The 22,110-nt window shown below is 61.2% G+C and carries 20 protein-coding genes and 1 pseudogene; 10 read left to right on the top strand and 11 right to left on the bottom strand.

Going from position 1 to position 22,110, the window contains the following annotated elements; genetic code table 11:
- The first annotated feature begins 127 nt into the window (after nucleotides 1-127).
- The 3 genes and pseudogenes from HFK74_RS33315 to HFK74_RS27165 all read left to right on the top strand — a co-directional run bounded on the left by HFK74_RS33315 (nucleotide 128) and on the right by HFK74_RS27165 (nucleotide 2,187).
- Entirely contained in the window at nucleotides 128-541 is a 414-nt protein-coding gene (locus tag HFK74_RS33315; protein ID WP_257230435.1) for a PAAR domain-containing protein, read from the top strand.
- Between the two features lie 40 nt (nucleotides 542-581).
- Nucleotides 582-1,574 carry a hypothetical protein gene (locus HFK74_RS27170; RefSeq protein ID WP_368738181.1) on the top strand — a complete coding sequence of 331 codons (993 nt, stop codon included), beginning with the start codon at nucleotides 582-584 and terminating at the stop codon, nucleotides 1,572-1,574.
- A pseudogene (locus HFK74_RS27165) lies at nucleotides 1,571-2,187 on the top strand (hypothetical protein). Before HFK74_RS27170 ends, HFK74_RS27165 begins: the two are co-directional and overlap by 4 nt.
- A gap of 11 nt (nucleotides 2,188-2,198) precedes the next feature.
- On the opposite strand, the gene HFK74_RS27160 reads toward HFK74_RS27165, so the two are convergent.
- From HFK74_RS27160 to HFK74_RS27150, 3 genes are all read right to left on the bottom strand, one after another.
- On the bottom strand, nucleotides 2,199-3,311 hold the full coding sequence (locus tag HFK74_RS27160; protein ID WP_180206184.1) for a succinylglutamate desuccinylase/aspartoacylase family protein: 1,113 nt from the start codon (nucleotides 3,309-3,311) through the stop codon (nucleotides 2,199-2,201).
- A 108-nt stretch (nucleotides 3,312-3,419) separates the two neighbouring features.
- Nucleotides 3,420-4,199, bottom strand: a complete 780-nt coding sequence (locus tag HFK74_RS27155; protein WP_180206183.1) for an ABC transporter substrate-binding protein — start codon at nucleotides 4,197-4,199, stop codon at nucleotides 3,420-3,422.
- 340 nt (nucleotides 4,200-4,539) lie between these two features.
- Nucleotides 4,540-4,959: a rhodanese-like domain-containing protein gene (locus tag HFK74_RS27150; RefSeq protein WP_180206182.1), complete on the bottom strand. Its 420-nt coding sequence runs from the start codon at nucleotides 4,957-4,959 to the stop codon at nucleotides 4,540-4,542.
- A gap of 101 nt (nucleotides 4,960-5,060) precedes the next feature.
- On the opposite strand from HFK74_RS27150, the gene ftrA reads away from it, so the two are divergent.
- Nucleotides 5,061-6,065, top strand: coding sequence for a transcriptional regulator FtrA (gene ftrA, locus HFK74_RS27145; RefSeq protein WP_180206181.1), 1,005 nt, complete (start codon nucleotides 5,061-5,063; stop codon nucleotides 6,063-6,065).
- Here ftrA and cobF read toward each other — a convergent pair.
- Both cobF and HFK74_RS27135 read right to left on the bottom strand, forming a co-directional pair.
- Complete coding sequence (gene cobF / locus HFK74_RS27140) at nucleotides 6,044-6,799, bottom strand: precorrin-6A synthase (deacetylating) (protein WP_180206180.1); 756 nt, start codon at nucleotides 6,797-6,799, stop codon at nucleotides 6,044-6,046. The two genes, ftrA and cobF, sit on opposite strands and share 22 nt — an antisense overlap.
- A complete protein-coding gene (locus HFK74_RS27135; protein ID WP_180206179.1) occupies nucleotides 6,796-7,371 on the bottom strand; it encodes a histidine phosphatase family protein in 576 nt (191 codons plus the stop codon). The genes cobF and HFK74_RS27135 overlap by 4 nt, the downstream gene beginning before the upstream one ends.
- 342 nt (nucleotides 7,372-7,713) lie before the next feature.
- On the opposite strand from HFK74_RS27135, the gene HFK74_RS27130 reads away from it, so the two are divergent.
- From HFK74_RS27130 to HFK74_RS27120, 3 genes are all read left to right on the top strand, one after another.
- On the top strand, nucleotides 7,714-8,730 hold the full coding sequence (locus HFK74_RS27130; protein ID WP_180206178.1) for an arginine N-succinyltransferase: 1,017 nt from the start codon (nucleotides 7,714-7,716) through the stop codon (nucleotides 8,728-8,730).
- A 61-nt stretch (nucleotides 8,731-8,791) separates the two neighbouring features.
- Nucleotides 8,792-9,928 carry an arginine N-succinyltransferase gene (astA, locus tag HFK74_RS27125; protein ID WP_180206177.1) on the top strand — a complete coding sequence of 379 codons (1,137 nt, stop codon included), beginning with the start codon at nucleotides 8,792-8,794 and terminating at the stop codon, nucleotides 9,926-9,928.
- A 42-nt stretch (nucleotides 9,929-9,970) separates the two neighbouring features.
- Entirely contained in the window at nucleotides 9,971-10,840 is an 870-nt protein-coding gene (locus tag HFK74_RS27120; protein WP_180206176.1) for an oxaloacetate decarboxylase, read from the top strand.
- On the opposite strand, the gene HFK74_RS27115 is transcribed toward HFK74_RS27120, so the two are convergent.
- Both HFK74_RS27115 and HFK74_RS27110 read right to left on the bottom strand, forming a co-directional pair.
- Entirely contained in the window at nucleotides 10,830-10,967 is a 138-nt protein-coding gene (locus HFK74_RS27115; RefSeq protein ID WP_180206175.1) for a hypothetical protein, read from the bottom strand. The genes HFK74_RS27120 and HFK74_RS27115 overlap by 11 nt on opposite strands.
- Before the next feature lie 530 nt (nucleotides 10,968-11,497).
- The gene (locus HFK74_RS27110; protein WP_180206174.1) at nucleotides 11,498-12,571 is read right to left on the bottom strand and encodes a diguanylate cyclase; all 1,074 of its coding nucleotides are present in this window, start codon (nucleotides 12,569-12,571) and stop codon (nucleotides 11,498-11,500) included.
- Between the two features lie 190 nt (nucleotides 12,572-12,761).
- On the opposite strand from HFK74_RS27110, the gene HFK74_RS27105 reads away from it, so the two are divergent.
- The 3 genes from HFK74_RS27105 to HFK74_RS27095 all read left to right on the top strand — a co-directional run bounded on the left by HFK74_RS27105 (nucleotide 12,762) and on the right by HFK74_RS27095 (nucleotide 16,683).
- The gene (locus tag HFK74_RS27105) at nucleotides 12,762-14,213 is read left to right on the top strand and encodes an NAD(P)/FAD-dependent oxidoreductase (RefSeq protein WP_180206173.1); all 1,452 of its coding nucleotides are present in this window, start codon (nucleotides 12,762-12,764) and stop codon (nucleotides 14,211-14,213) included.
- Between the two features lie 22 nt (nucleotides 14,214-14,235).
- On the top strand, nucleotides 14,236-15,192 hold the full coding sequence (locus HFK74_RS27100; RefSeq protein WP_180206172.1) for an alpha/beta fold hydrolase: 957 nt from the start codon (nucleotides 14,236-14,238) through the stop codon (nucleotides 15,190-15,192).
- A gap of 111 nt (nucleotides 15,193-15,303) precedes the next feature.
- Nucleotides 15,304-16,683 carry a VOC family protein gene (locus HFK74_RS27095; protein WP_180206171.1) on the top strand — a complete coding sequence of 460 codons (1,380 nt, stop codon included), beginning with the start codon at nucleotides 15,304-15,306 and terminating at the stop codon, nucleotides 16,681-16,683.
- 108 nt (nucleotides 16,684-16,791) lie between these two features.
- Here the strand turns inward: HFK74_RS27095 and HFK74_RS27090 are convergent, their stop codons facing one another.
- From HFK74_RS27090 to HFK74_RS27075, 4 genes are all read right to left on the bottom strand, one after another.
- Nucleotides 16,792-17,469 carry a type 1 glutamine amidotransferase domain-containing protein gene (locus tag HFK74_RS27090; RefSeq protein WP_180206170.1) on the bottom strand — a complete coding sequence of 226 codons (678 nt, stop codon included), beginning with the start codon at nucleotides 17,467-17,469 and terminating at the stop codon, nucleotides 16,792-16,794.
- 382 nt (nucleotides 17,470-17,851) lie between these two features.
- Nucleotides 17,852-18,433 (bottom strand): hypothetical protein, encoded by a 582-nt coding sequence (locus HFK74_RS27085; RefSeq protein ID WP_180206169.1) that lies wholly within the window; start codon nucleotides 18,431-18,433, stop codon nucleotides 17,852-17,854.
- Nucleotides 18,434-18,575: 142 nt separating this feature from the next.
- On the bottom strand, nucleotides 18,576-19,649 hold the full coding sequence (locus HFK74_RS27080) for a lipocalin-like domain-containing protein (protein ID WP_180206168.1): 1,074 nt from the start codon (nucleotides 19,647-19,649) through the stop codon (nucleotides 18,576-18,578).
- Complete coding sequence (locus HFK74_RS27075; RefSeq protein ID WP_180206167.1) at nucleotides 19,639-22,110, bottom strand: FtsX-like permease family protein; 2,472 nt, start codon at nucleotides 22,108-22,110, stop codon at nucleotides 19,639-19,641. Before HFK74_RS27075 ends, HFK74_RS27080 begins: the two co-directional genes overlap by 11 nt.

The raw sequence follows: 22,110 nt of genomic DNA, 5'->3' as shown, positions 1-22,110 counted from the left end.
CAGACAAGGAAACGTCTGATTTACCCCTGACTGCTTCGTATAGAACTCTGTGCGCGGCACTTTGCCACTCCTGCGTTCCATCGGGAGCAGGGGCAATTTGATCGTCATCAGACAGGGAGTTCAAGCAATGGCAGACGGATATTTCATTCGCAAGGGTGACAAGACCACTTGCGGTGGCCAGGTGCTGGAGACCGATACCCGCATCATGATGTTTGGCTTCGCCCATGCTCGCGTAGGGGATCCGGTGTCCTGCGGCAAAAACGACGAAACCTACGAAATCCTCGGCGGCATCTCGTTCATGGACAGTCACGGTAAACTGATGGCGGGCTCGCTGGACAGCCGCAGTAGCTGCCCCCTGCAAGGCCGGGCTCCTCCCCTCTTTTACCACCGCTACCTATGTGTCCAGACAGGATGCCGCGCCGCCGCCGGCGAGGAGTGCCCCTCCACAGGCGGCCGCGCCGGTCGCGCCGCGACAAGCCAGTTTCACTCCAGCGCGGGCACCTTCACCGACGCGCAACGAACGGCCAGGGACGGTCTGTGAAAACCACTGGCGCCGCTACCAGCAAAGGGTCGAAAACGTCGTGGCACCGGGTGGCAAGCTGATTGCCGACCCGAAGGCGCGTAACAAGGCGATCAACGCCGCCTACGCCCAACTGTGGCGCCATGACCCACGTTTCCAGTGGGCCGGGCTGGCGGCCTTTGCCTCGAAACAGGTGGGTTGTGGCCTGCTGCACGCGGCCGACACGATCGAGAAAATCCAGGCGGAAGAGGAGGCCATGCAGCAACTGAAGGACAGCAGCAGGCACGGGCTGGCGGGGTTGCTCAGCCCCAGTGAGTGGGAAAAGCGCGCGAAAATTCGCGAGTTCGAGCAACGCCAGCGCGAGTACGAAGAGGCCAACCGTGACAACCCGGTGTGGGGCTTCACCCAATGGGGTGCCGACCTTCCCTTGTCGTACTCGCAACGGATGTACCGGTTCGTGTACGAGATGCTGGCGATGGGCAATACCACGCTGTTTCTGGATGTGTATCCGCTGCATGTGTTCTATCAGGAGCGGGGGTTGGAGGCGCTGAAAGATTGTCTGGGTTCACGTAGCAACATTTACGGGCATGGCCAACATCCAGTGCTGTGGCCGGTCGGGGAGAAAACGCTAGAGTTCGGGATTGACCATGAGGAAATTCTCCTGGCCTTTGAGGCGATTGAAGCGGGCAACATCGCCGAAAGCGTTGAGCATCTGGCTTGGCACGAGCAGCGGAATATTCTACAACCGGCGATGTACAGCGACTGGCGACTCAACGCGCTGTTGCGCAGTAACCATTTTTCCTACGTCATCGGTATCCCGACTGGCGCCGCCGAAGCCGTCGAGCTGACCCTGGCCAGTCAGTGCCGGCGCGTCGACGACGGACGCACCATTGGTTTCAGTACCAGCCTCAATGCCAACCTGGCCGATATCAATCAGCGCATGCCCTTCGTGCTCAGGGCGGCGAAGCAGTTTGATGATCTGCTGCAAAGCGACCAGAGTGAGCAGATTGAGCGGTCGATTCGGGATATTGCCCTGGGTGGTGGCGTGCGATGAGCCTGCTGCTACACACAGGCTGGCGACGGAGGGCGTTGGCACTGGCAGTCGCGGTCCTCCTGACGTTAGCCGCAATTCAAGACTCTCGGAAGAGCCGGAAATCGCCCTGGTGATCGGCGAGCCTTGGGAGGATATGCGCCGTCGCTCCAGTGCAGCCATTGATCCAGCCATTCCCGGCCACTTTTGGGGTCGTTTGCCTAAGTCGGATGCCCGCCTTCGCTTCATCGATCCTCAATATGGGTTCATAACTCCGCTGGCACGCTACTTCACGGTTACGTTCAACCGTGACGAGTCAATCAACGGTGTCAATATGTCCCCGCAAATCGAACCCCTGCTGCTCGACGACACCCTCAGGGTCGTGCTGGATCTGCAGGAGCAATGGCGCAACGCTGGCTGGGTACCCATCCGGGTCAAGGACTTCCCCTCGTTCGCCGACACCCCGCAATGGCGCGCCCAATTGCAAGGTGTAAAAAACGTCGAAAAAGTCTACTGGCGAGCAGGTGACAAGTACCAACTGATGCTGGTGGTTGGCCGTTTCAAGGACGTCAAGCACCCCACAGAAGAACGCTACCTCATCACCCTGGGCATCCATCGATCACGGGGAGTGCAATGAACCTCCCCTCCTCAATCGTTAATCAACTTCCCAACCCGAATCGGCTCGCGCCCGGCCACTTTCGCCTGCCAGGTGCCCGGTTGCGTATAACGACCACGATCGATCGCAAACAACACGCCACTGGTGCCCGCTCGCACGGTGGTGACCTTGTCGTTCAACGGGTCGACCACTTCAAACAGTGCATCGCCCTGCTCCACCCATTCACCGGCGTCGCGCAGGAAACTCACCACCCCGTGATGCGGCGCAAACAGGTATTGGGTGCCTTCGAACGGCATGCCCTCGCAGCACTCGCCCGGTGCCGCCGGCCAGGTACCCTTGATGAAACCCTGCTCGGCGAGAAAGCCCAGGATCGCCTCGCAATTGGCCTGGGCCTGATCGACCCGGGTGTCGCCCATGCTGCCAAGTTCCAGCGTGGTCGCCAGGTTGGCCGATGGAATGGCCGCTTCGGGGAAAGCCCTGGCCAGGCGTAACCAGGGCGAAGAGCAGGATTCGTCGAAGGAACTGCCGCCGGAATCTTCGCACAGCAAGGCAACCCCGGCTTTCAGGCGCGCTGCCAGCGATTGCCACTGCGGCCAGTGTTGCGGCAATGCGTAGAGGTGAATCGCCGCGTCGAAGTCGCAATGCAGGTCGAGGGTGATGTCGGCGTCGCAGGCGTGGCGCAGCAACAGGCGGTGCATCGCTTCCAGTTGCGACGTCGGGGCCGGCAGATCGTCGAGCACCTGGCCCATGGCCTGGCGAATCAAGGCGATGTTGGCCTCGGCATCGCGGCCCAGACGATCACCCACCCGCTGCGCCACTGGTGCGCTCAGTTCAACGAACGAGCGGTTGAAGTTCTTGCCGCTGCCCAGTTCGAAGCGCCCCATGTGGCTGCCTTGCAGGTGCTGGTCGAGACCGATGGGGTTGGCCACCGGCACCAGTTCGATCAGGCCTTGCAGTTGTCCCTGGCTTTCCAGTTCGGCCAGGCGCTGCTTGAGCTCCCAGGCCGTGCGCATGCCTGGCAGTTCATCGGCGTGCAGGCTGGCCTGGATATAGACCTTGCGCGGGCCTGCGCCATAACGAAACACGCTGAGGGTGCGCTCTGTGCCCAGGTGGCTCCAGGGCAGTGGATGGTCGATGCGTTGCATGGCAGAACTCCGATTCGCCCACGGTTGGGAAATGTGTTGGGCAGGATAAATCATGAGCATAAAAAAATGGCAGCCGCGTCAACGGCTGCCATTTTTTGAACCACTCGCTTACTCGCCGTAAACGTCAAACTTGAAGTACTTGTCCTGCACTTGCTTGTACTTGCCGTTGGCGCGGATCTCGGTAATGGCTTTGTTGAACTGCTCGGCCAGGGCGGTATCGCCCTTGCGCACGGCAATCCCGGCGCCACCGCCGAAGTATTTCGGATCGTTGTACTCAGGCCCGACGAAAGCGAAACCTTTGCCGGCGTCGGTCTTCAGGAAACCGTCATCCAGGTTGACCGAGTCGGCCAGCAGCGCGTCAACGCGACCGGAGACCATGTCCAGGTTGGCTTCCTGTTGCGAGCCATAACGCACCAGGTCGATGCCGGCAGGCACCAGCACTTCCGTGGCGAAGCGGTCGTGGGTACTGGCGCGCAGCACACCGACTTTCTTGCCTTTGAGCTCGGTCAGCGGGTCCTTGATGGCGGTACCTTCCTTCATCACGAAACGCGCCGGGGTGTGGTAGTACTTGATGGTGAAATCGACGTTTTTCTTGCGATCGTCGGTGATGGTCATGGACGACAGGATGGCGTCGATTTTCTTGACCTTCAGTGCCGGAATCAGGCCGTCGAACTCTTGCTCGACCCAGGTGCACTTGACGTTCATCTGCTCGCAAAGGGCGTCGCCGATGTCCACGTCGAAACCGGTGAGTTTGCCGTCAGGGGTTTTCATCGAGAACGGCGGGTAACCGGCTTCGATACCGATGCGGATAGGTTTGGTATCCGCGGCCACGGCGGTCAGGGACAACATCGACAGTGCCAGGGCACCGAACATCACTAGCTTGTTCATTTATAACTCCTGTGTGCGGAGACTTTTATTGGCAGCTTTCGGTCGATAGCTTGTGGCTGGGGGACCGAAGTGGCCGGCAGTCTAGAGCGGCTTTCACAGGGCAAATTATTTCAAGGCGACAAATATTTATAGAAAGTGGTCAGCACACCGTTCACTTGTAGGAGCCAGGCTTGCCGGCGAACCGGGCGCCGCGGTCGATCTAACGCACCGCGTTATCGTTCTTCGCGGGCAAGCCTCGCTCCTACAGTAGATCGGCTACATCCGCGAGCGACTGGTTGGTTTTCAGGCCGCCATCGCTGCGATGCGGCGACCCGACGAGCCAGCTCCTACGCAGGGAACCTCAGCACGCACAGCCAATAGCAGCACCCGCCGCACTCAACTCAAACCCTTCATCCAGCCAGCCGGCCACCCCGCCGATCATTTCCTTGACCGGGTAACCCAGCGCCGCCAGCTTCACCGCCGCCTTGTTCGCGCCATTGCAGTGGGGGCCGGCGCAATAGACCACGAACAGGCTGGTTTTCGGGTAGGTGCGCAAACCATCGGCAGTGAGCAACCGCCCAGGAATGTTGATCGCGCCAGGTACATGCCCCCGGTCGAACGCCAACGGACCCCGCACATCCACCAGGACAAAATCGACTTCACCGGCCTGTTGGCTGGCGTAGACGTCGGAACAGTCGGTTTCGAATGTCAGGCGGTTGCTGAAATGCATCAAGGCAATGGCTGAAGGGGCGGCGGGAATGTCGCGCACGAGGCTGGTCATGGGCAGGGCTCCTGGATGTGATTGGGTGTGAACAGACTTTATCTGCCCGCCCACAGCGGCTAAAGTGGCGCATAAGACACTCACCGGGAACTTTCCGCCAAATGCATTCTTCTCCAGGGCTGGTCGCGATCCTGGCCTACGACGGCCTGTGCATCTTCGAATTCGGCATCGCCGTGGAGATCTTTGGCCTGGCGCGGCCAGAGTTCGATTTCCCTTGGTACAGCCATCAGATCGCGGCCGTCGATCAGGGCCCGATGCGCGCCATGGGCGGCATCCGGGTACTGGCCGATGGCGGCCTGGAATTGCTGGAACAGGCCCGAACCGTGATCATTCCCGGCTGGCGCGATCGTCAGGCAGCCGTACCCGAGGCGTTGTTGACGGCCCTGCGCCAGGCCCATGCGCGGGGCGCGCGGTTGCTGTCGATCTGCTCGGGGGTGTTCGTGCTGGCCGCCACCGGTTTGCTCGACGGTCATGGCGCCACCACTCACTGGCGCTACACCGCGGAACTGGCCGAACGCTTCCCGAACATCCTGGTGGACCCGGACGTGCTCTACGTCGATTCGGGGCAGTTGATCACCTCGGCCGGCAGCGCCGCCGGCATCGACGCCTGCCTGCATCTGGTGGCGCGGGACTTCGGTACCCAGGTCGCCAACTCGGTGGCGCGGCGCCTGGTGATGTCACCGCAACGCACCGGGGGCCAGGCGCAGTTCATTCCAACGCCGGTCAGCCCTACGCCGCGCAGCGATCTTTCGCGCGTGATGCAGTGGGCACGGGAGCGTTTGCACCAACCGCTGGAGGTTCGCGACCTGGCCAGCGAAGCCGCCATGAGCGAGCGCACCTTCCTGCGCCGTTTCACCGAAGCCAGCGGCCAGTCGCCCAAGACCTGGTTGCAACATGAACGCCTGGGCCGTGCCCGGGAACTGCTGGAAAGCACTGACCAGCACACCGAGCAGATCGCCCAGCACTGTGGTTATCGTTCGGTGGAAAGCTTTCGCGTGGCGTTTCGCAACGTGGTCGGCGTACCGCCGTCGGTGTACCGGGAACGGTTTGGGCAAACCGACAAACGCCTGTCCGCAGAAGTGCTTCAGGGCTTGCGCAACAGATAGGTGTCCATGATCCAGCCATTGGCCTGCCGGGCCGCCTTGCGCACCCGCTCGATCTTCTGCGCCACTTCCCCAAGCTTGCCGCTGATGAGGATTTCGTCCGGCGTCCCGAGGTAGGCGCCCCAGTAAATTTCTGTCTGCTGATCCGCCACATGCTGGTAGGCATCCTGGGCGTCGAGCATCACCACCAGACTGTCGGCATCGCTCACCTGCCCCGCCGCCAAGCGCCGGCCGGTGGTGATTTCAACCGGGCGGCCAATTTGATTGAGCGTCACCTTGTGCGCCGCGGCCAGCGCCTGGACGCTGGTAATGCCGGGGATCACCTCGAACTCGAAGGCACAGGAGCCTGAATCCAGGATCGCCTGCAGGATGCGAAGGGTGCTGTCGTACAACGCCGGGTCGCCCCACACCAGAAAACCACCGCACTGGTCATCGGCCAGTTCCTCGTTGATCAGCCTTTCGAAAGTTTGCTGTTTGGCCAGGTTCAACGCATCGACGCTGGTCCTGTAGTCCAGGTTGCCACGTTCGCGCTCCGGGCTTGGAGCCTCGACAAAGCGGTAATGCGGATCGGTGATATGGCGCTCGCAGAGCTCGCGGCGCAGGTCGATCAGCTTGTCCTTGCCCAGCCCCTTGTCCATGATGAAAAACACATCGACCCGATTCAGTGCCTTCACGGCCTGCAGGGTGATGTGGTCGGGGTTGCCCGCGCCGATGCCGATGACCAGGAGTTTTTTCATCTGGTCATTCCTTCGTTATCGTTGCACGACAGCCGCAGCCGCCAGCAACCATGAAACTGCAGGTCTAGCGTTGCCAGCGGCTCGACATCGATCAGGTTGAAGGCCGAACCTTGCAGCACGTGCATCAACGCGGCACGCATGACGAATGGATGGGTCACCGCAAGCACATGGCCGGGCAGCGCTTCCAGGGTTTTCATCCAGGCGGCGACGCGTTCGCCGACTTGCGCCACGGACTCGCCGCCGTGGGGTGCCGAGCGCGGGTCGGCAAGCCAGGCCTGAAGTAATTCGCCGTGGTTTTTTTGCAGGTCGCTGATTCGCACACCGCGCCAATCACCGAAGTCGCAATCGCGCAGGGCCTCGACGATTTCCACGGGCTTGCCGAACAGCTCGGCGGTCTGTCGGGTGCGTAACTCCGGAGCGCACAACAGGCGCGATGTTTCCTTGAGTCGAGCGCCTCGCGAGCCCCGCGCCGATTGCCAATCCATCTCCAGGGGCTCGTCCACGGGAAAGCGCGCCAGCTTCTGCGCCAGGGTTCGAGCGTGGCAGATCAAGGTCAAACGGGTCGCCTGCACGAAAAAAATCACTCTATGGGATAGAAAGGAAAACCGGCGCCAAGCCGTCAGTCATTGCTCAATTGTGCCGTAAGAAAGATCGTCAGGGGGCCTCATTTCAACGATTCGGACGCTCTTTAATGGCGACGCCCTACACAGCCCATCAACCTCCCCTTCGTCTGCTGCTGACAGCCATTTCCCGCCGGTTCAACCGAGAAAAAGCCCCGTGAAAATTAACTAGACATGTAGTGCGGCATCTATAAATACTGTTTTCAACGGATTAACGAACACCTCATCCAGCAGGAGCCGGGATGCCCTCATGCGAAGGCCGGTCACCGAGCCCTTTGATACAGGAGTGCCCCCATGCTGGTCTTGCGCACGGTGAAACCAACCGACTTGCCCCAGTTACAGCGACTGGCCCAGGAAAGCCTGGTGGGCGTCACGTCCCTGCCCGATGACACCGGACGCTTGCGCGAGAGGATTCTCGACTCTTGTTCGTCACTGCAACAAAACGTCCAGCGTCCCGGCCCGCAGAATTACTTTTTCGTCCTCGAAGACCAGATGAACCGGCGCCTGGCAGGTTGCTCGGAAATCGTCGCCACGACCGGTTCCAGCGAACCCTTCTACAGCCTGCGCAACCGCCCTTTCACCAGTGCCTCCCGCGAGCTGAACATCGAGCACGGGGTGCCTGCCCTGTCACTGTGCCAGGACCTCAACGGCCACACCTTGCTGCGCGGCTTCCATATCGATACGGCGCTGGTGCGTACGCCGCATGCCGAACTGTTGTCGCGGGCGCGACTGCTGTTCATTGCCGCCCATGCACAACGCTTTGCCGACGCCGTGATCAGCGAAATCGTCGGCTTCAGTAGCGATGACGGCCATTCCCCCTTCTGGGATGCGGTGGGCAAGCATTTTTTCGACCTGCCCTACGTCGAGGCCGAGCGTCTTTGCGGCCTCGGAAGCCGGACGTTCCTCGCCCACCTGATGCCGCAATACCCGATCTACGTGCCGATGCTGCCCCAAGCCGCGCAAGACTGCATCGGGCGCATCCACCCCGATGGCCAGGAAGCTTTCGATATCCTTGCCCGCGAAGGGTTCGAAACCAACAGCTATGTCGACCTGTTCGATGGTGGCCCGACGCTGTATGCACGCACGGTCGACATTCGCTCGATCGCGCACAGCCAGACCGCACAGGTCAAGACCGGCGAATCCATCGACGCCCGTGGTCGCTATCTGCTCAGCAACGATTCGCTTGAGGACTACCGCGCCATCGTCGCCGATCTCGACTACCGCGCCGGGCAACCCGTGACGCTGGACACCAGCATGTGCCAGGCCCTGCAGGTGACTGAAGGCAGCACGATCCGGCTGATCGCCCTGTGAGCATCAAGCACCGGGAGCTCCGTCGACAATGCCCGAGCGGGCATGCAAAAGGCAGCGCAACATGATTGTCCGCCCGGTCCAGGTGACCGACCTGCCCGCCTTGCTCGCGCTAGGCCGCCTGGCGGGCCGCGGCTTGACGACCCTGCCGGTCAACGAAGAGCGCCTGACCCATCGCTTGCGCTGGGCCCAAAGGACCTTCGCCGAACAGGTCGAACGCGCCGACGCCGACTACCTGTTTGTGCTCGAAGACGACGACCGGCAAGTGGTCGGGGTCAGCGCCATGACCGGGGCGATTGGCCTACGCGAGCCCTGGTATAACTATCGTGTCGGGCTGACCGTCAACGCTTCACCCGACCTGGGTATTTCGCGCCATATCCCGACCTTGTTTCTCAACAACGAGATGACCGGACAATCGGAACTCTGCTCATTGTTCCTGCGCCCCGATCAACGCTGGGGCAGTAACGGCCGGCTGCTGTCGCTGGGACGCCTGTTGCTGGTGGCGGAGTTCCCGCACCTGTTCGGCGAGAAACTGATCGCCGAGCTGCGCGGCAGTGCCGACGAAACAGGTTGCTCCCCCTTCTGGGACAGTGTGGGCCGACATTTTTTCAAGATGGATTTCAGTCATGCCGATCATTTGTCGGGGCTGGGCAACAAATCGTTCATCGCCGAGCTGATGCCACGTCAACCGCTCTACACCTGCCTGCTCACCGAACGGGCCCGGGCGGTGATCGGCAAGCCGCATCCCAATTCGGAGCCGGCCCTGAAGATCCTAACTGCCGAGGGATTCTCCCACCAGGGCTACATCGACATTTTCGACGCGGGCCCGGTGATCGAAGCCCCGGTCTCGGGCATTCGCACCGTGCGCGACAGCCAGCACCTGCAATTGGCCATCGGCACCCCGGACGAACAGGCACCGGTCTGGCTGATCCATAATCGCCGCCTGGAAAACTGCCGCGTCACCGCCGCCCCGGCGCGACTGACGGGGGGTAACAGCCTGATGGTCGACCGCCTCACCGCCAAACGCCTGCAGCTGCAACCCGGCGACTCGGTGCGTGCGGTGCCGCTGCCCGATCGACAGCAGCAGGTCGCGGATGAGCCTTGGCTCGCCGAAAGATTGATGTCCTTGGCCGGAAAACCTGCAAATTCGTCATCATTTCAGACCTGCCCACGTGATAGCCTTCCACATCTTCGGCGTTGACACTTTTGCTCAAGCCTTTCCATTTCCATTGGTGGAACTCATATGTCCAGGCTTTCTCATCAAGATTTGCGCCGCAATTTTCGCCAACTGTTCGCCTCCAACACCTGCTATCACACCGCCTCGGTCTTCGACCCGATGTCGGCGCGCATCGCTGCTGACCTGGGGTTTGAAGTGGGGATCCTCGGTGGGTCGGTCGCGTCGTTGCAGGTTTTGGGCGCCCCTGACTTTGCCTTGATCACCCTCAGCGAATTCGCCGAACAGGCCACCCGCATCGGCCGCGTCGCCCAATTGCCGGTGATTGCCGACGCCGACCATGGCTACGGCAACGCGCTCAATGTCATGCGCACCATTGTCGAGTTGGAACGCGCCGGCGTGGCGGCCCTGACCATCGAAGACACCCTGCTGCCGGCACAATTTGGCCGCAAATCCACCGACCTGATCACGGTCGCCGAAGGTGTCGGCAAGATTCGCGCGGCACTGGAAGCCCGGTGCGACTCGCAAATGGCAATCATCGCCCGCACCCATGCAGGCATCCTGCCGGTCCAGGAAATCATCAGCCGCACCAGGCAATACCAGGCCGCGGGCGCGGACGGAATCTGCATGGTGGGGGTCAAGGATTTCGACCACCTGGAGCAGATTGCCGAGCACCTGAGCGTGCCGCTGATGCTGGTGACCTACGGCAATCCACTGCTGCGTGACGACCAACGCCTTGCCGAGCTCGGCGTGCGCATCGTCATCGACGGCCACGGCGCCTACTTCGCCGCCATCAAGGCGACTTACGACAGCCTGCGCGAACAACGCCAGATATTTACCCAGGCAGCGGACCTGAGCGCTACCGAACTGACGCATACCTACACGCAGCCGGAGGAATACATTCGCTGGGCGGAAGAGTTTATGCACGTTAAAGAGTAATGGCTTCTGCTCTGGCTTTTGCTCTGGCTTTTGCTCTGGCTTTTGCTTTTGCTTTTGCTTTTGCTTTTGCTTTTGCTTTTGCTTTTGATCCACCCGCCCCTTCGGGAGGCTGAGTGGAGGTGTTCATCCGGGGATTGGCGCGCAGCGCCGTTCGACGCAGTCGAACACATCGCATGTAGGTGCCAGCGAAGCCAACCGGAGGGCGATGCCCCCGGATGGATACCGGAGCGAAGGAACCCCGAGCCTTAGCGAGGGGCCGGACGCTGGGGCGAGCCTTTTTTTGCTTACTTTTTTTTGGCGTTTGAAAAAAAAGTGAGTCGCCGTAAGGGCGAAACCCTAAGTGGCCGTTACCGCAGCAATGGATATGTACACAGTCAACAAACATAGGTCGGCTATAAGACCGCCTTCGCTGGCAAGCCAGCTCCTACAGTGGATCGGGTACTGCCGCGAGAGATTGGTCGGCTATAAGACCGCCTTCGCTGGCAAGCCAGCTCCTACAGTGGATCGGGTACAACCGCGAGAGATTGGTCGGTTATAAGGCCGCCTTCGCTGGCAAGCCAGCTCCTACAGTGGATCGGGTACAGCCGCGAGAGATTGGTCGGCTATAAGGCTGCCTTCGCTGGCAAGCCAGCTCCTACAAGGGTTCAGCGGTGAGGGTCAGACCGAGTCGAGCAGCTCGCGATGGGGCCGGTCATTGCTGCAACAGATAACCCGATTACGCCCCGTGGTCTTGGCCTCATACAACGCCTGGTCAGCATCATTGAGCCACAGCGTCGCATCGGCGTGGCGTGCGTTGAAGGCCGCCAAACCAATGCTCAAACTGACTTTCAATGCCGGGGTTTGCTCGTAGCCCAGTGTCGCGAAACGATCACGCAAAGCGTCCATGGCCACGGCCGCACTGCCCAGCGGCAGGTCGGGAAGAATCACGCAAAACTCGTCGCCGCCATAACGCCCGGCCACGTCGGTGGCCCGCAGGTTCTGCCTGAGCATCTTGCTCAATTGACGCAGCACAATGTCACCAGCAACGTGGCCGTAGGTGTCATTGATGCTCTTGAAGTGATCGATGTCGATCAGGGCGATGGCCCCGCCCTGATGCTGGCGTTGGCAGCGCTGGAACTCGATCTCCAACTGATCCTTCCAGGCGCCGTGATTGAGCAGGCCGGTCAGGCTGTCAGTGCGGCTCAGGGCCAGCAGCTCACGCTTTTGCCGGCCGAGGGTATAGGCCTGGCGATAGCAGATCCAGCCCAGTGCCATGGGATAAAAACACATCAGGGGCAAGCAGGCGTAAAGCTGCAGCTGACTGGTTTCAGGGATGAAGGCCGGGGTGAAGATCAGCCAGCCGACGCACACCCCGAGAATCTGCGCCGCACTGCCCACCAGGAGAAAACGCAAACCGCCGATGGCCACGTTGTTCATCGCCATCATGGAAATAGTCGTTGCACTGGGCAGCGGATTGAACTGCATCGCGGCGACCCAGAAGCCGCCCATGAACGCGTCGACCAACAGGTTGCGGTGCTCGGCGTGATAGGGCGTCTTTCCCCGACGCGCCCATTGATAGGCCAGGTGCGGCCAGAGCAAGCCGTTGAACAGCATCAAGCCCCATACCCAGGGCGCCGGGTCCAAGGGGTACATCGCCACGCTCACGCAGATCAAACCCAGCACCAGGCCGAGGATTCGCGATGTGTAGAGCCTCCTGGCCAATGAAAGTCCTTTTCCTCCCATCTTTCCCATTGGGACCTCTGACCACAGAACGAAACCTGTTCACACCGGGATTGCAGGTGTGCTCGAAGTCTATCAGGGCAACGGCAAATAGCCATCACCGGCCGGCGGGACGAGCTCCCGTCATCGGCAAATCGTTGCAGGCGCAGAAACGGCTATACATGAAGGTAGGGATTGCTTCACAACGTTGAAAAGGAGGCCCATGCAGAGCTTTCAAGTGCTGATCATCGGCAGCGGCTTTGGCGGCCAGTGCGCGGCGGTCAATTTGCTCAAGGCCGGCATCGACGATTTTCGCCTGCTTGAACGCCGGGACTTCTTCGGCGGCACCTGGTGCCAGAACACCTACCCGGGCGCCGCGGTCGACGTGCCCTCGCCGCTCTATTCGCTGTCGTTCGCCCCCTACCGCTGGACGCAGATGTTCGCCGAACAGGCTGAACTGCACCGCTACACCCGTTACGTGGTGGAGCACTTCGGCTTGCGAGGCAAGGTGGAACTGCAGGCCAATGTCGAGCGTGTGGCATGGGACGAAGAACAAAAACGCTGGGCGGTACATACCACCAAGGGTGTGTTTCATGCCCAGTTCCTGATCAATGCCACCGGCCCCCTGAGCCAACCAGTGGTTCCGCACTTTGAAGGTCAGGAACGCTTCAGGGGCAAAGCCTTTCATACCAACAATTGGGATCATTCCTACGATTACCGGCAAAAGCGTGTGGCCATCATCGGCAGTGGCGCCAGTGCGGCCCAGGTGATTCCGGCGATCGCCCCGGACGTCGCGCACCTGCATGTATTCCAGCGCACGCCCCATTGGGTACTGCCACGGGCGGACCGCACCTTCGGCCGTTTCCAGCGCTGGTTGCTGGGGCTCAAGCCGGCGTACAAGCTGCTGCGCTGGATGATCTACTGGCAGTTTGAAACCCGGGTGATTGCCTTCAAATATTCAAGGCCGGCAGTGCGCATGGTCCAGCTGCAAGCCCTGCGTTTGCTCAAGCGCCAGGTGCCCGATGCCGAGCTGCGGCGAAAATTGACCCCCGACTACACGCTCGGCTGCAAGCGGGTGATCCTGTCGAGCACCCTTTACCCCGCGCTGTGCCGCACCAACGTGACACTGCACAGCCGCGAACAGGGCATCAAAGCCATCGATGAAACCGGCATCCTCATGCAGGACGGGCAGCACATCGACCTGGACCTGATCATCTGGTCCACCGGTTACGACGCCACCGACGGAGTGATTTCCTACCCCGTAACGGGAAAAAACGGCACCCGCCTCAAGGACGTCTGGGCGCAATACCCCCGCGCCTACCTCGGCACCAGCCTGCCGGCCTTCCCCAACCTGTTTATCGTCACCGGGCCGAACACCGGGATCGGCCACACATCGGCGCTGTTCATCATCGAATCGCAGATGAACTACATCCTCGATTGCATTCGCACGATAAAAGCACGCGGTTTGCGCAGCATCGAAGTACGCCCCGAGGCAGAACGTACCTACACTGAAATGATCCATAGGGAAATGGAACGCACCGTGTGGAAGACAGGAGGCTGCCACAGTTGGTATCAAAGCAAGAGCGGTCATGTGATTGCCATGTTTCCCGGGTTCAGTTTCAGCTTTCACCGCTTGACCCGAACCTTGAAACCGGCGGATCACATCGTGTCCTGATCAGATAGAAGGAAGACGCCTGATGCTTTTACTGGTTGTCGCTATCGCGGTATTCGCCGCCTGGAGCTGGTTGAGCTACCCGGCCATCGGCTATTGGCTGTATGACTTGAGCGTGGCCATCGAGGCCAAGTTGTACAAACTGCACAAGATCGTCGTGCCCATCGCCGAAATGACCGTCTCGACCTGGCAAGGCGGGCCGTATGAGGCGTCCAGCAATGTCTTGATGCTCCACGGCTTCAGTGCCGACAAGAACCTCTGGCTGCGTTTTGCCCGGCATTTTGTCGGCAACTACCGGGTGATCATTCCCGACATCGCCGGGCATGGCGAAACCGGCTTCAAGGCGGGTGGCGGCTATGACATTCCCTTGCAAGCCAAGCGCATGATCCAGTTGCTCGATGTCTGCGGGGTGGACAAGGTCCATGTCATCGGCAACTCGATGGGCGGCTACATCGCGGCCTGGCTGGCGGCCCACTATCCGGAGCGCATCGCCTCGCTCGCCCTGTTCGACCCTGCCGGGGTCACTGCGCCAGAACCCAGTGACCTGGAGCGGCATTTGGCCAAGGGCCACAATCCGTTCCTGATCCACTCCCGGGAAGAATTCAAGTATTTCTATGGCATGACCATGGCCGAACCACCGTGGGTGCCGCGCGTGGTGCTGGATGCCGTCGCCCATCGCTATCAACAGGCCCGCGACGAACTGGAAGAAATCTTCCGCGAATTTCGCGCCAGCCCGCCCATGGAACCCAGGCTGCCGGCGATCAAGGCGCCAGCGCTGTTGCTATGGGGGCGCAAGGATCGCTTGATCGATGTCAGCAGCGTGGCCATCTGGAGCAAGGGCCTGGCGGATCTGCGGGTGGAAATATGGGAAGGCATCGGGCACATGCCGATGGTCGAAGCGCCGGCCGGTTCGGCACGCCTGTATCGGGAGTTTTTGGCATCGCTGCGTTCGGAAAGCCCACAGGATCAACGACTGCACTGAACTGGCAGTCCTTTGCAGAATGAAGTTCGTCAGAAACTTCGTTTGCCGGCGTCGATGAAGGCTGCGATCTTTTCGTCCATCCTTCACGTCAACGCGCCAGGAATTTTGTTCATGAGCCTTCGAAGCTTCGTCAGCCCCGACCTGATCCGCCAACGCTTCTCCAAAGCGATGTCCGACATGTACCGCGAAGAAGTGCCGCTGTACGGCGCGCTGATGGAACTGGTGGAACAGACCAACCGCCACGTGCTGGACCACGACCCGCAAGTGGCGCAATGCTTGAACAGCACCGGGGAAATCGAGCGCCTCGACCTTGAGCGCCATGGTGCGATCCGGGTCGGCACCGCCGCTGAACTGGCCACCCTCGCCCGCCTGTTCGCGGTCATGGGCATGCAGCCGGTGGGTTATTACGACCTGACCCCGGCCGGGGTGCCGGTGCATTCCACGGCGTTTCGCGCGGTGCATGAAGCCTCTTTGCAGGTCAGCCCGTTCCGCGTCTTCACCTCGCTGCTGCGCCTGGAGCTGATCGAAGACCCTGAGCTGCGGGCGTTTGCCCAGTCGGTGCTGGACCAACGCTCGATCTTCACCCCCACTGCCCTGGCCCTCATCGATCGCGCCGAGAGCCAAGGCGGCTTGACCGAAGAGGAAGCCGGGACATTCGTCGAACAGGCCCTGGAAACCTTCCGCTGGCACCACAGCGCCACGGTCACCGCCGAGCAATATCAGACGCTCAGCGCCCAGCATCGCCTGATTGCCGATGTGGTGGCGTTCAAGGGCCCGCACATCAATCACCTGACGCCGCGCACCCTGGACATCGACATCGTGCAGGCGCAGATGCCGGCGCACGGCATCACCCCCAAAGCGGTGATCGAAGGCCCACCGCGCCGGCAGTGCCCTATCCTGCTGCGCCAGACCAGCTTCAAGGCGCTCGACGAACCGGTCGCGTTCACCGATCAATCCGACACTCGCGGCAGCCACAGCGCCCGCTTCGGTGAAATCGAACAACGCGGCGCCGCACTGACGCCCAAAGGCCGGGCGCTGTACGACCGCTTGCTCAATGCCGCGCGGGACGAACTCAAGGATTTCCCCAACGAAGCCAACGCCGAGCGCTACAACGCCTTGATGGCGCAACACTTCAGCGAATTTCCTGACACCCATGAGGGCATGCGCCAACAGGAACTGGCGTTCTTTCGCTACTTTGTGACAGAAAAAGGCCTGGCGGCGGATGAACTGAAAACCTTGGCACTCGAAGACCTGGTCAGCGGCGGGTATCTGCGCGTTGAACCGCTGGTCTACGAGGATTTCCTGCCGGTCAGCGCCGCGGGGATTTTCCAGTCAAACCTGGGGGATGCGGCGCAAACCCACTATGGCGTGCACGCCAACCAGCAGGCGTTCGAAACAGCCCTGGGGCGCCCGACGATTGATGAACTGCAGCTGTATGCACAAACGCAACAGCGTTCGATCGAGCAGTGCCTAGCCGCCCTGCGTCACTAACCACCCCTGACAACCCTTGTAGGAGCCGGCTTGCCGGCGAAGGCGCCCTCAAGCATTGCGTTGGCCTATCGGGCGCCTTCGCCGGCAAGCCGGGCTCCTACAGTGTCTTTATTTCAGTTTTGACAGCAGGGCTTCAGCCGTGGCCTGTGAAGACGCCGGATTCTGCCCCGTCAGCAACAGGCCATCGGTCAACACATAGCTCGCCCAATCAGGACCCTTCGAAAAAATCCCGCCCTTGGCCTGGAGTTCGTCCTCCACCAAAAATGGCACGACCTTGGTCAGTTGTACCGCTTCTTCTTCGCTGTTGGTGAATCCCGTTACCCGCTTGCCCTTGACCAGTGGCTGGCCGTCGGCACCCTTGGCATGGCGCAGTACGCCGGGCGCATGGCAGACGGCCGCGACCGGTTTGCCGGCGTTGTAGAACGCTTCGATGAGCGTGATCGAGTCACGGTCTTCGGCCAGGTCCCAGAGCGGTCCATGGCCGCCTGGGTAGAAGATTGCGTCGTAGTCCCCGGCCTTCACCGAGCCCAGTACCTTGGTAGAGGCCAATGCGGATTGAGCCGCAGGGTCCTGGCGAAAGCGCCGGGTAGCCTCGGTTTGCGCATCCGGCTCGTCGCTTTTGGGGTCCAGCGGGGGCTGGCCGCCCTTGGGCGAGGCCAGGGTCAGCTGCGCGCCAGCGTCCTTGAAGGCGTAATAGGGTGCCGCGAATTCTTCCAGCCAAAAGCCGGTTTTCTTGCCGGTGTTACCCAATTGATCGTGGGACGTTAAAACCATCAGGATTTTCATGCCGTCATCACTCCATCTCGAGACTGCGGGCAAAACACATAACAGTCAGTTACAAGTTCAAGCCCGGGAATAGTACAGAGCAGACAACAACTGCGCCTTCATTCGTGTTGAACGTGCAGTCGTACTTGGGAAAAGTGTTCGCCCAGTGCTATGGCCTCGGCATTCCATGCACTGGTAAAGAACCCTGACACTGGGCGAACGGGATGTATTTTAATTGATGTTTATGGATATGTCCGCGACTTAAACATGAAATTTGCCGATACATATTCTATAAGATGTCAATTCAAATACAATTGAAACCAACAACTTAAACCCACTAGTTCGGCCAAAACTGATTGTTCCTATACAAAAATTTGTACAGGAACAATCAATGGTCGATCACTCAACTTCCGGACTTGCTGGTCACCTGCAATATGTCGGTGTATGTCACGTAAACGCTTTGCCCGACTTTCAGGTCCTTCAACTTGGCCTGAACTTCCGGTTTTTCGACAGTAATGGTTTTGGTCTGCCCCGCCGGGTTTTTAAAGGACACCTGGTTTTTCTTCAGGTCGATGTCGGTGATTTGCAGCTGGACTTGTACCTGGCGATAAGCCTCGCCACCAGGGACGCTACCGGGTGCGTTGCGCGCTTCGCCGGCACTCTCCGAGCTGCCCGGCAAACCCTTGTCGACATCGGTGTCGAGGTAGGCGGCGACGGAGCGGGTGACCTTGATGTCAACCTGGTCGCCGGCTTTCAGCTGGCCAAGGTTTTTCGCCTTGTCGGTCAGTTGCACATGCACCTGACGACCTTCCGGCCCTTCAAGCACCACTTGATGCTTGGCGGCATCGACCGAAACGACTTTGGTGCTGACTTCATCAGCTTCCACGACGGCAGACAACGGGATATCCGCGGCAACGGCGCTGAGGCTGGCAGCGGACAACAAGGTGGCAAGGGTGACAGCTTTGGTCAGTGCGTGAAGTTTCATAGGCAGAACATTCCCTGTGATCAATGACGACAAACAGCGTCGAAACAAGCTCCGACGCCGTGTGTGGGAATGAGCATAGACGCTGATCAGGGAGTGTTCGCGGTTTCTTGTGCGGTCGATTCGCCGCTGGCGATGATCCGACTCAATAGCCGGTCATTTCCAGATAGCCCTGCCCGCCGTGGCTGCCGCTCAAGCGCACCGGTCCCTCCCAATAGGGAATGCGCAAATCCATCCAGGCGTTGGGATTCAGGGCGCTGATGACGATATCAAGGTCTTTGCCGGGAATCTTGATCGACCAGCGCACCGGCATCGAACGCCCGGCCACCTTGGCGGTGTCCTGCGGGGTGAGGTGGATGTCGGCGGCGCTGAGCATTTGCGTCTGGCCCTGGGCGTCGATCCAGGTGCCGGTCAGGTAAGGGTCGCCGTTTTTTTGCCGCATGCGATAGAGCATCACCTGCTCGCCGCTGTCCAGGTGCAGGGAAAACCAGTCCCAACCGCTCTGGTTGGCAGTCAGGGGCTGGCTGCTCCATTCCCGGTCGAGCCACGCGGGGCCGCTGACCTGAAACGCCTTGCCGTCGATCGAAAGCGTGCCACTGGCCTGGAAAAACGGCTGGCTGTAGTAATACGACGCCTGGCCCTGTTCGGATTTCTGACTGAAACCCTTGTCCCCTTGCAGCACCAGCGGTCGGTTCGCGGTCAGCCGCAGTTGATAGCTGAAGGCCTTGTCGCTGGCACTCAGTTGCAGGTCGGCCAAAGGATCGGCACCCTTGGCCTGACTACTCAAACGCCAGTCGTCGATCCACGCCTGGAACGGCGCAAGGTTCACGCCGGCCTGTCCCACGCCGCCACGGGCATAACGCTCGGCGGCGTGATGCACCGAGGCCGAGGTCACCGCCGCGTGGCCCAGCCATATCGTCTGGTTCGCCCAGCCAGATGTCTCGGGTGTGGCTTTCAAGGCACTGCGAAACAGCGTCCACTGCGCGCCGAACTCGCGGCCCTGCTCATCCTTGAGGTTGGCGGTGATGTACCACCATTCGATGCGAAAGCCATCATGCGGGCCGTGGTCCGCTGCAAAACTGAACACCCGCCCTGTCACCACCGGGGTAAAAGCGGACGCTTGATTGCCGAGGCCGGCGAAGCCCTTTTCATCCGGCGTCGGTTGACCGCAACCGGCGAGCAACGCTACGACCAGGCATAGCCCGAGCTTAATCCTCATGGGCAAAGGTCCTCAGCAGATCCGCCGGTTGCGTGCGATACAGCGAATACAGCGGCCACGCCGACGCCAGCAGCGTCGCCAACAACGCCAGCCCCATCAACTGCAGCAATTGCAGGGGAAACACCCGCAGCGGCAGGCGCCAGCCAAACGCCTGGACGTTGATCACGGTGTCCAGGCACCAGGCCAACGCGATGCCCAGGGGCAACGCCAACACCAGCGTCAGCACCGCCAGCAACCAGGTTTGCCCGAGGTTGAGCAGCATCAGTTGCCGGCGCGTCACCCCCAGCGCCCACAGCGGCGCCAGTTGCCCGAGACGACTCTGGCTTTGCGTCAGCAGGCTGATGAACAACGCCACGCCCGCCACGCACAGGGTCAGGCTATTGAGCGCGGCGGTGGCGGCGAAGGTGCGCTCGAACACTTGCGTCGACCACCCCTTGAGCCGGGCCTGATCGACAATGCGACTGTCCTCCAGCGCAAAACGCGCTTGCAGCGCGCTCACGAACGGCGTGATCAGTGCCGGCTCGATGCGCAGGTTGAAGCGGTTCGGCGTCAGTCGGGGCCAGCCGCGCAGCAGGTGATTGACGTTAACCAGCAGGTGGCCTTTCGGGTTGCCATAGTCGGCATAGATCCCGACGATGCGGGGCGACCAGGGACCGTTGGGCGTGGCGATCGTCAAGCGGTCGCCGAGCTTGACCTTCAAGCGTCGCGCCAGCTGCTCGCTGAGCATCATCGCGTCGTCCGCAGCCAGGCTGTCCCAGGGTTTGTCGCCCAAGGCTTCCAGCAACGGCCAGTGCTGACGATAGGTCGGGTGATCGATCACGCCAAACACATCCGCCGGCCAGCCCTGCAATTGAATCGAGACCTGCCAGTTGGGCAACACCGCCGTCAGTTGCGGTTGCTGCTGCAGCCAGTCGTACATCTGCCGGGCCTGGGCCGGATTTTGCGGATTGAGGTAGAGCTCGGCGGTCAGCCGTTGTTCCAGCCAGTTGCTGAAGGTCTGGCGAAAACCGGCGGTCATGCTGCCGGCACCGATGTTGGCCGCCAGGGCCAGCAACAACGCCATCAGCGCCAGGCTCAAGGCCGGCAGTTGCTGGCGGCAATCGGCGACAAACCACTGGCCGAGCACGGAAGTCGTGCGCCGCGTCAGCCCATTGAGCACCGCATTGAGTACCACCGGCAACGCCAACGCGGCGCCCAGCAACAGCGCGGCCATCAGCACAAATCCGCTGGCCAGGCTGTCACCGCGCAGTAATGCCAGCAACGCAATGCCCAACGCAATCGCCGCCACCCAACCTTGGCGGCGCAGCCAGCGCGCATGGGCCTGATGCCAGGCCTGCGGATCGGCCAGGGCCAACAGCGGCAAACGCGCGGCCCGCCACAAGCTGTTGGCACCGGCGAGCGCGGCGCCGAGCAGGCTCAGGCCGACGCCGCTGAACCACCACAGCGGACTCAGGCTCAACTGCCCCGCCACTTCGGCACCGTACAACCCACGCAGGCTGGCAGCGACATCCGGCAACAACACACTGGCCAGCAGGTAACCGCTGACGACGCCGGCCACGCCGCCGATCAAGGCCAGGGCGCCCAGTTCGACAGCCAGGCAGACGATCAGCATTCGCGCGCTGACCCCACAGGCGCGCAGGGTCCGCAGCAATCCACGCCGCTGTTCCAGCGCCAGGCCTATCGCGGCATGCACGATAAACAGGCCGACCACGAACGACAGGAACCCCAGGGCGTCCAGGTTCAGGTGAAAACTCTCGGTCAGGCGCGCCAGATTGTTTTCTTCGCCGCTGCTCTTGAACTGAAGTTGGCCCTTGAACGAATCGGGCAGTGTCGCGGTGAAATTCCCGGGCAGCAGCAGACGCGATAACTGATCGGGCAACCCGAGAACCTGCTGGGCAAAACCGATGTCCACCAGCAGCACACCCGGCGCCATGTCCACCTGGGCGCGCAGGGGCGGCAAGGCCTGGCCGTTCAAGGCCTGTGGCCGATCGCCCTGGGCCAATCCCAGAGACTGCAGGGTCTGCGGCGCAATCCAGGTGCTGCCCGGCGCGGTGAAGAACGCCACAACCTCCTCAATGGCCAACGCCCGCCCCGCCACCTCGGACCCGGCCGGCAACGACACGGGCTCGATGCCCATCAGTTGCAGGCGCTGATCCTCATGGCCCTTGAGCGTCAGCCGCCCCTGCAACACCGGCGACACCGGCCAACCGGCGCGGCGCAGGTCGACAAACAACTGCTGGGAGAAAGTCCCGCCGCCTGGCGCACTCAGGCTGGCTTGGGGTTCGCCGCCGATCAGCTGGCTGGCCTTGGCATAGCTGTCCCGCGCCTGACTGTTCAGGGCTTGCACGCCGGTGAGCAGGCTGGTGGCCAGCCACAGCCCGGTCAGCACGCTGAAAAACTGCACCGGGTGCTGTCGCCAATGACTAAGAAGCGCGCGCAGGGTCTGGCGAAAAATGCGCAT

It is taken from the genome of Pseudomonas sp. SbOxS1, assembly GCF_013416725.1.
Classification (GTDB): Bacteria; Pseudomonadota; Gammaproteobacteria; order Pseudomonadales; family Pseudomonadaceae; genus Aquipseudomonas.
This window is presented reverse-complemented; position numbering and strand designations above follow the sequence as displayed.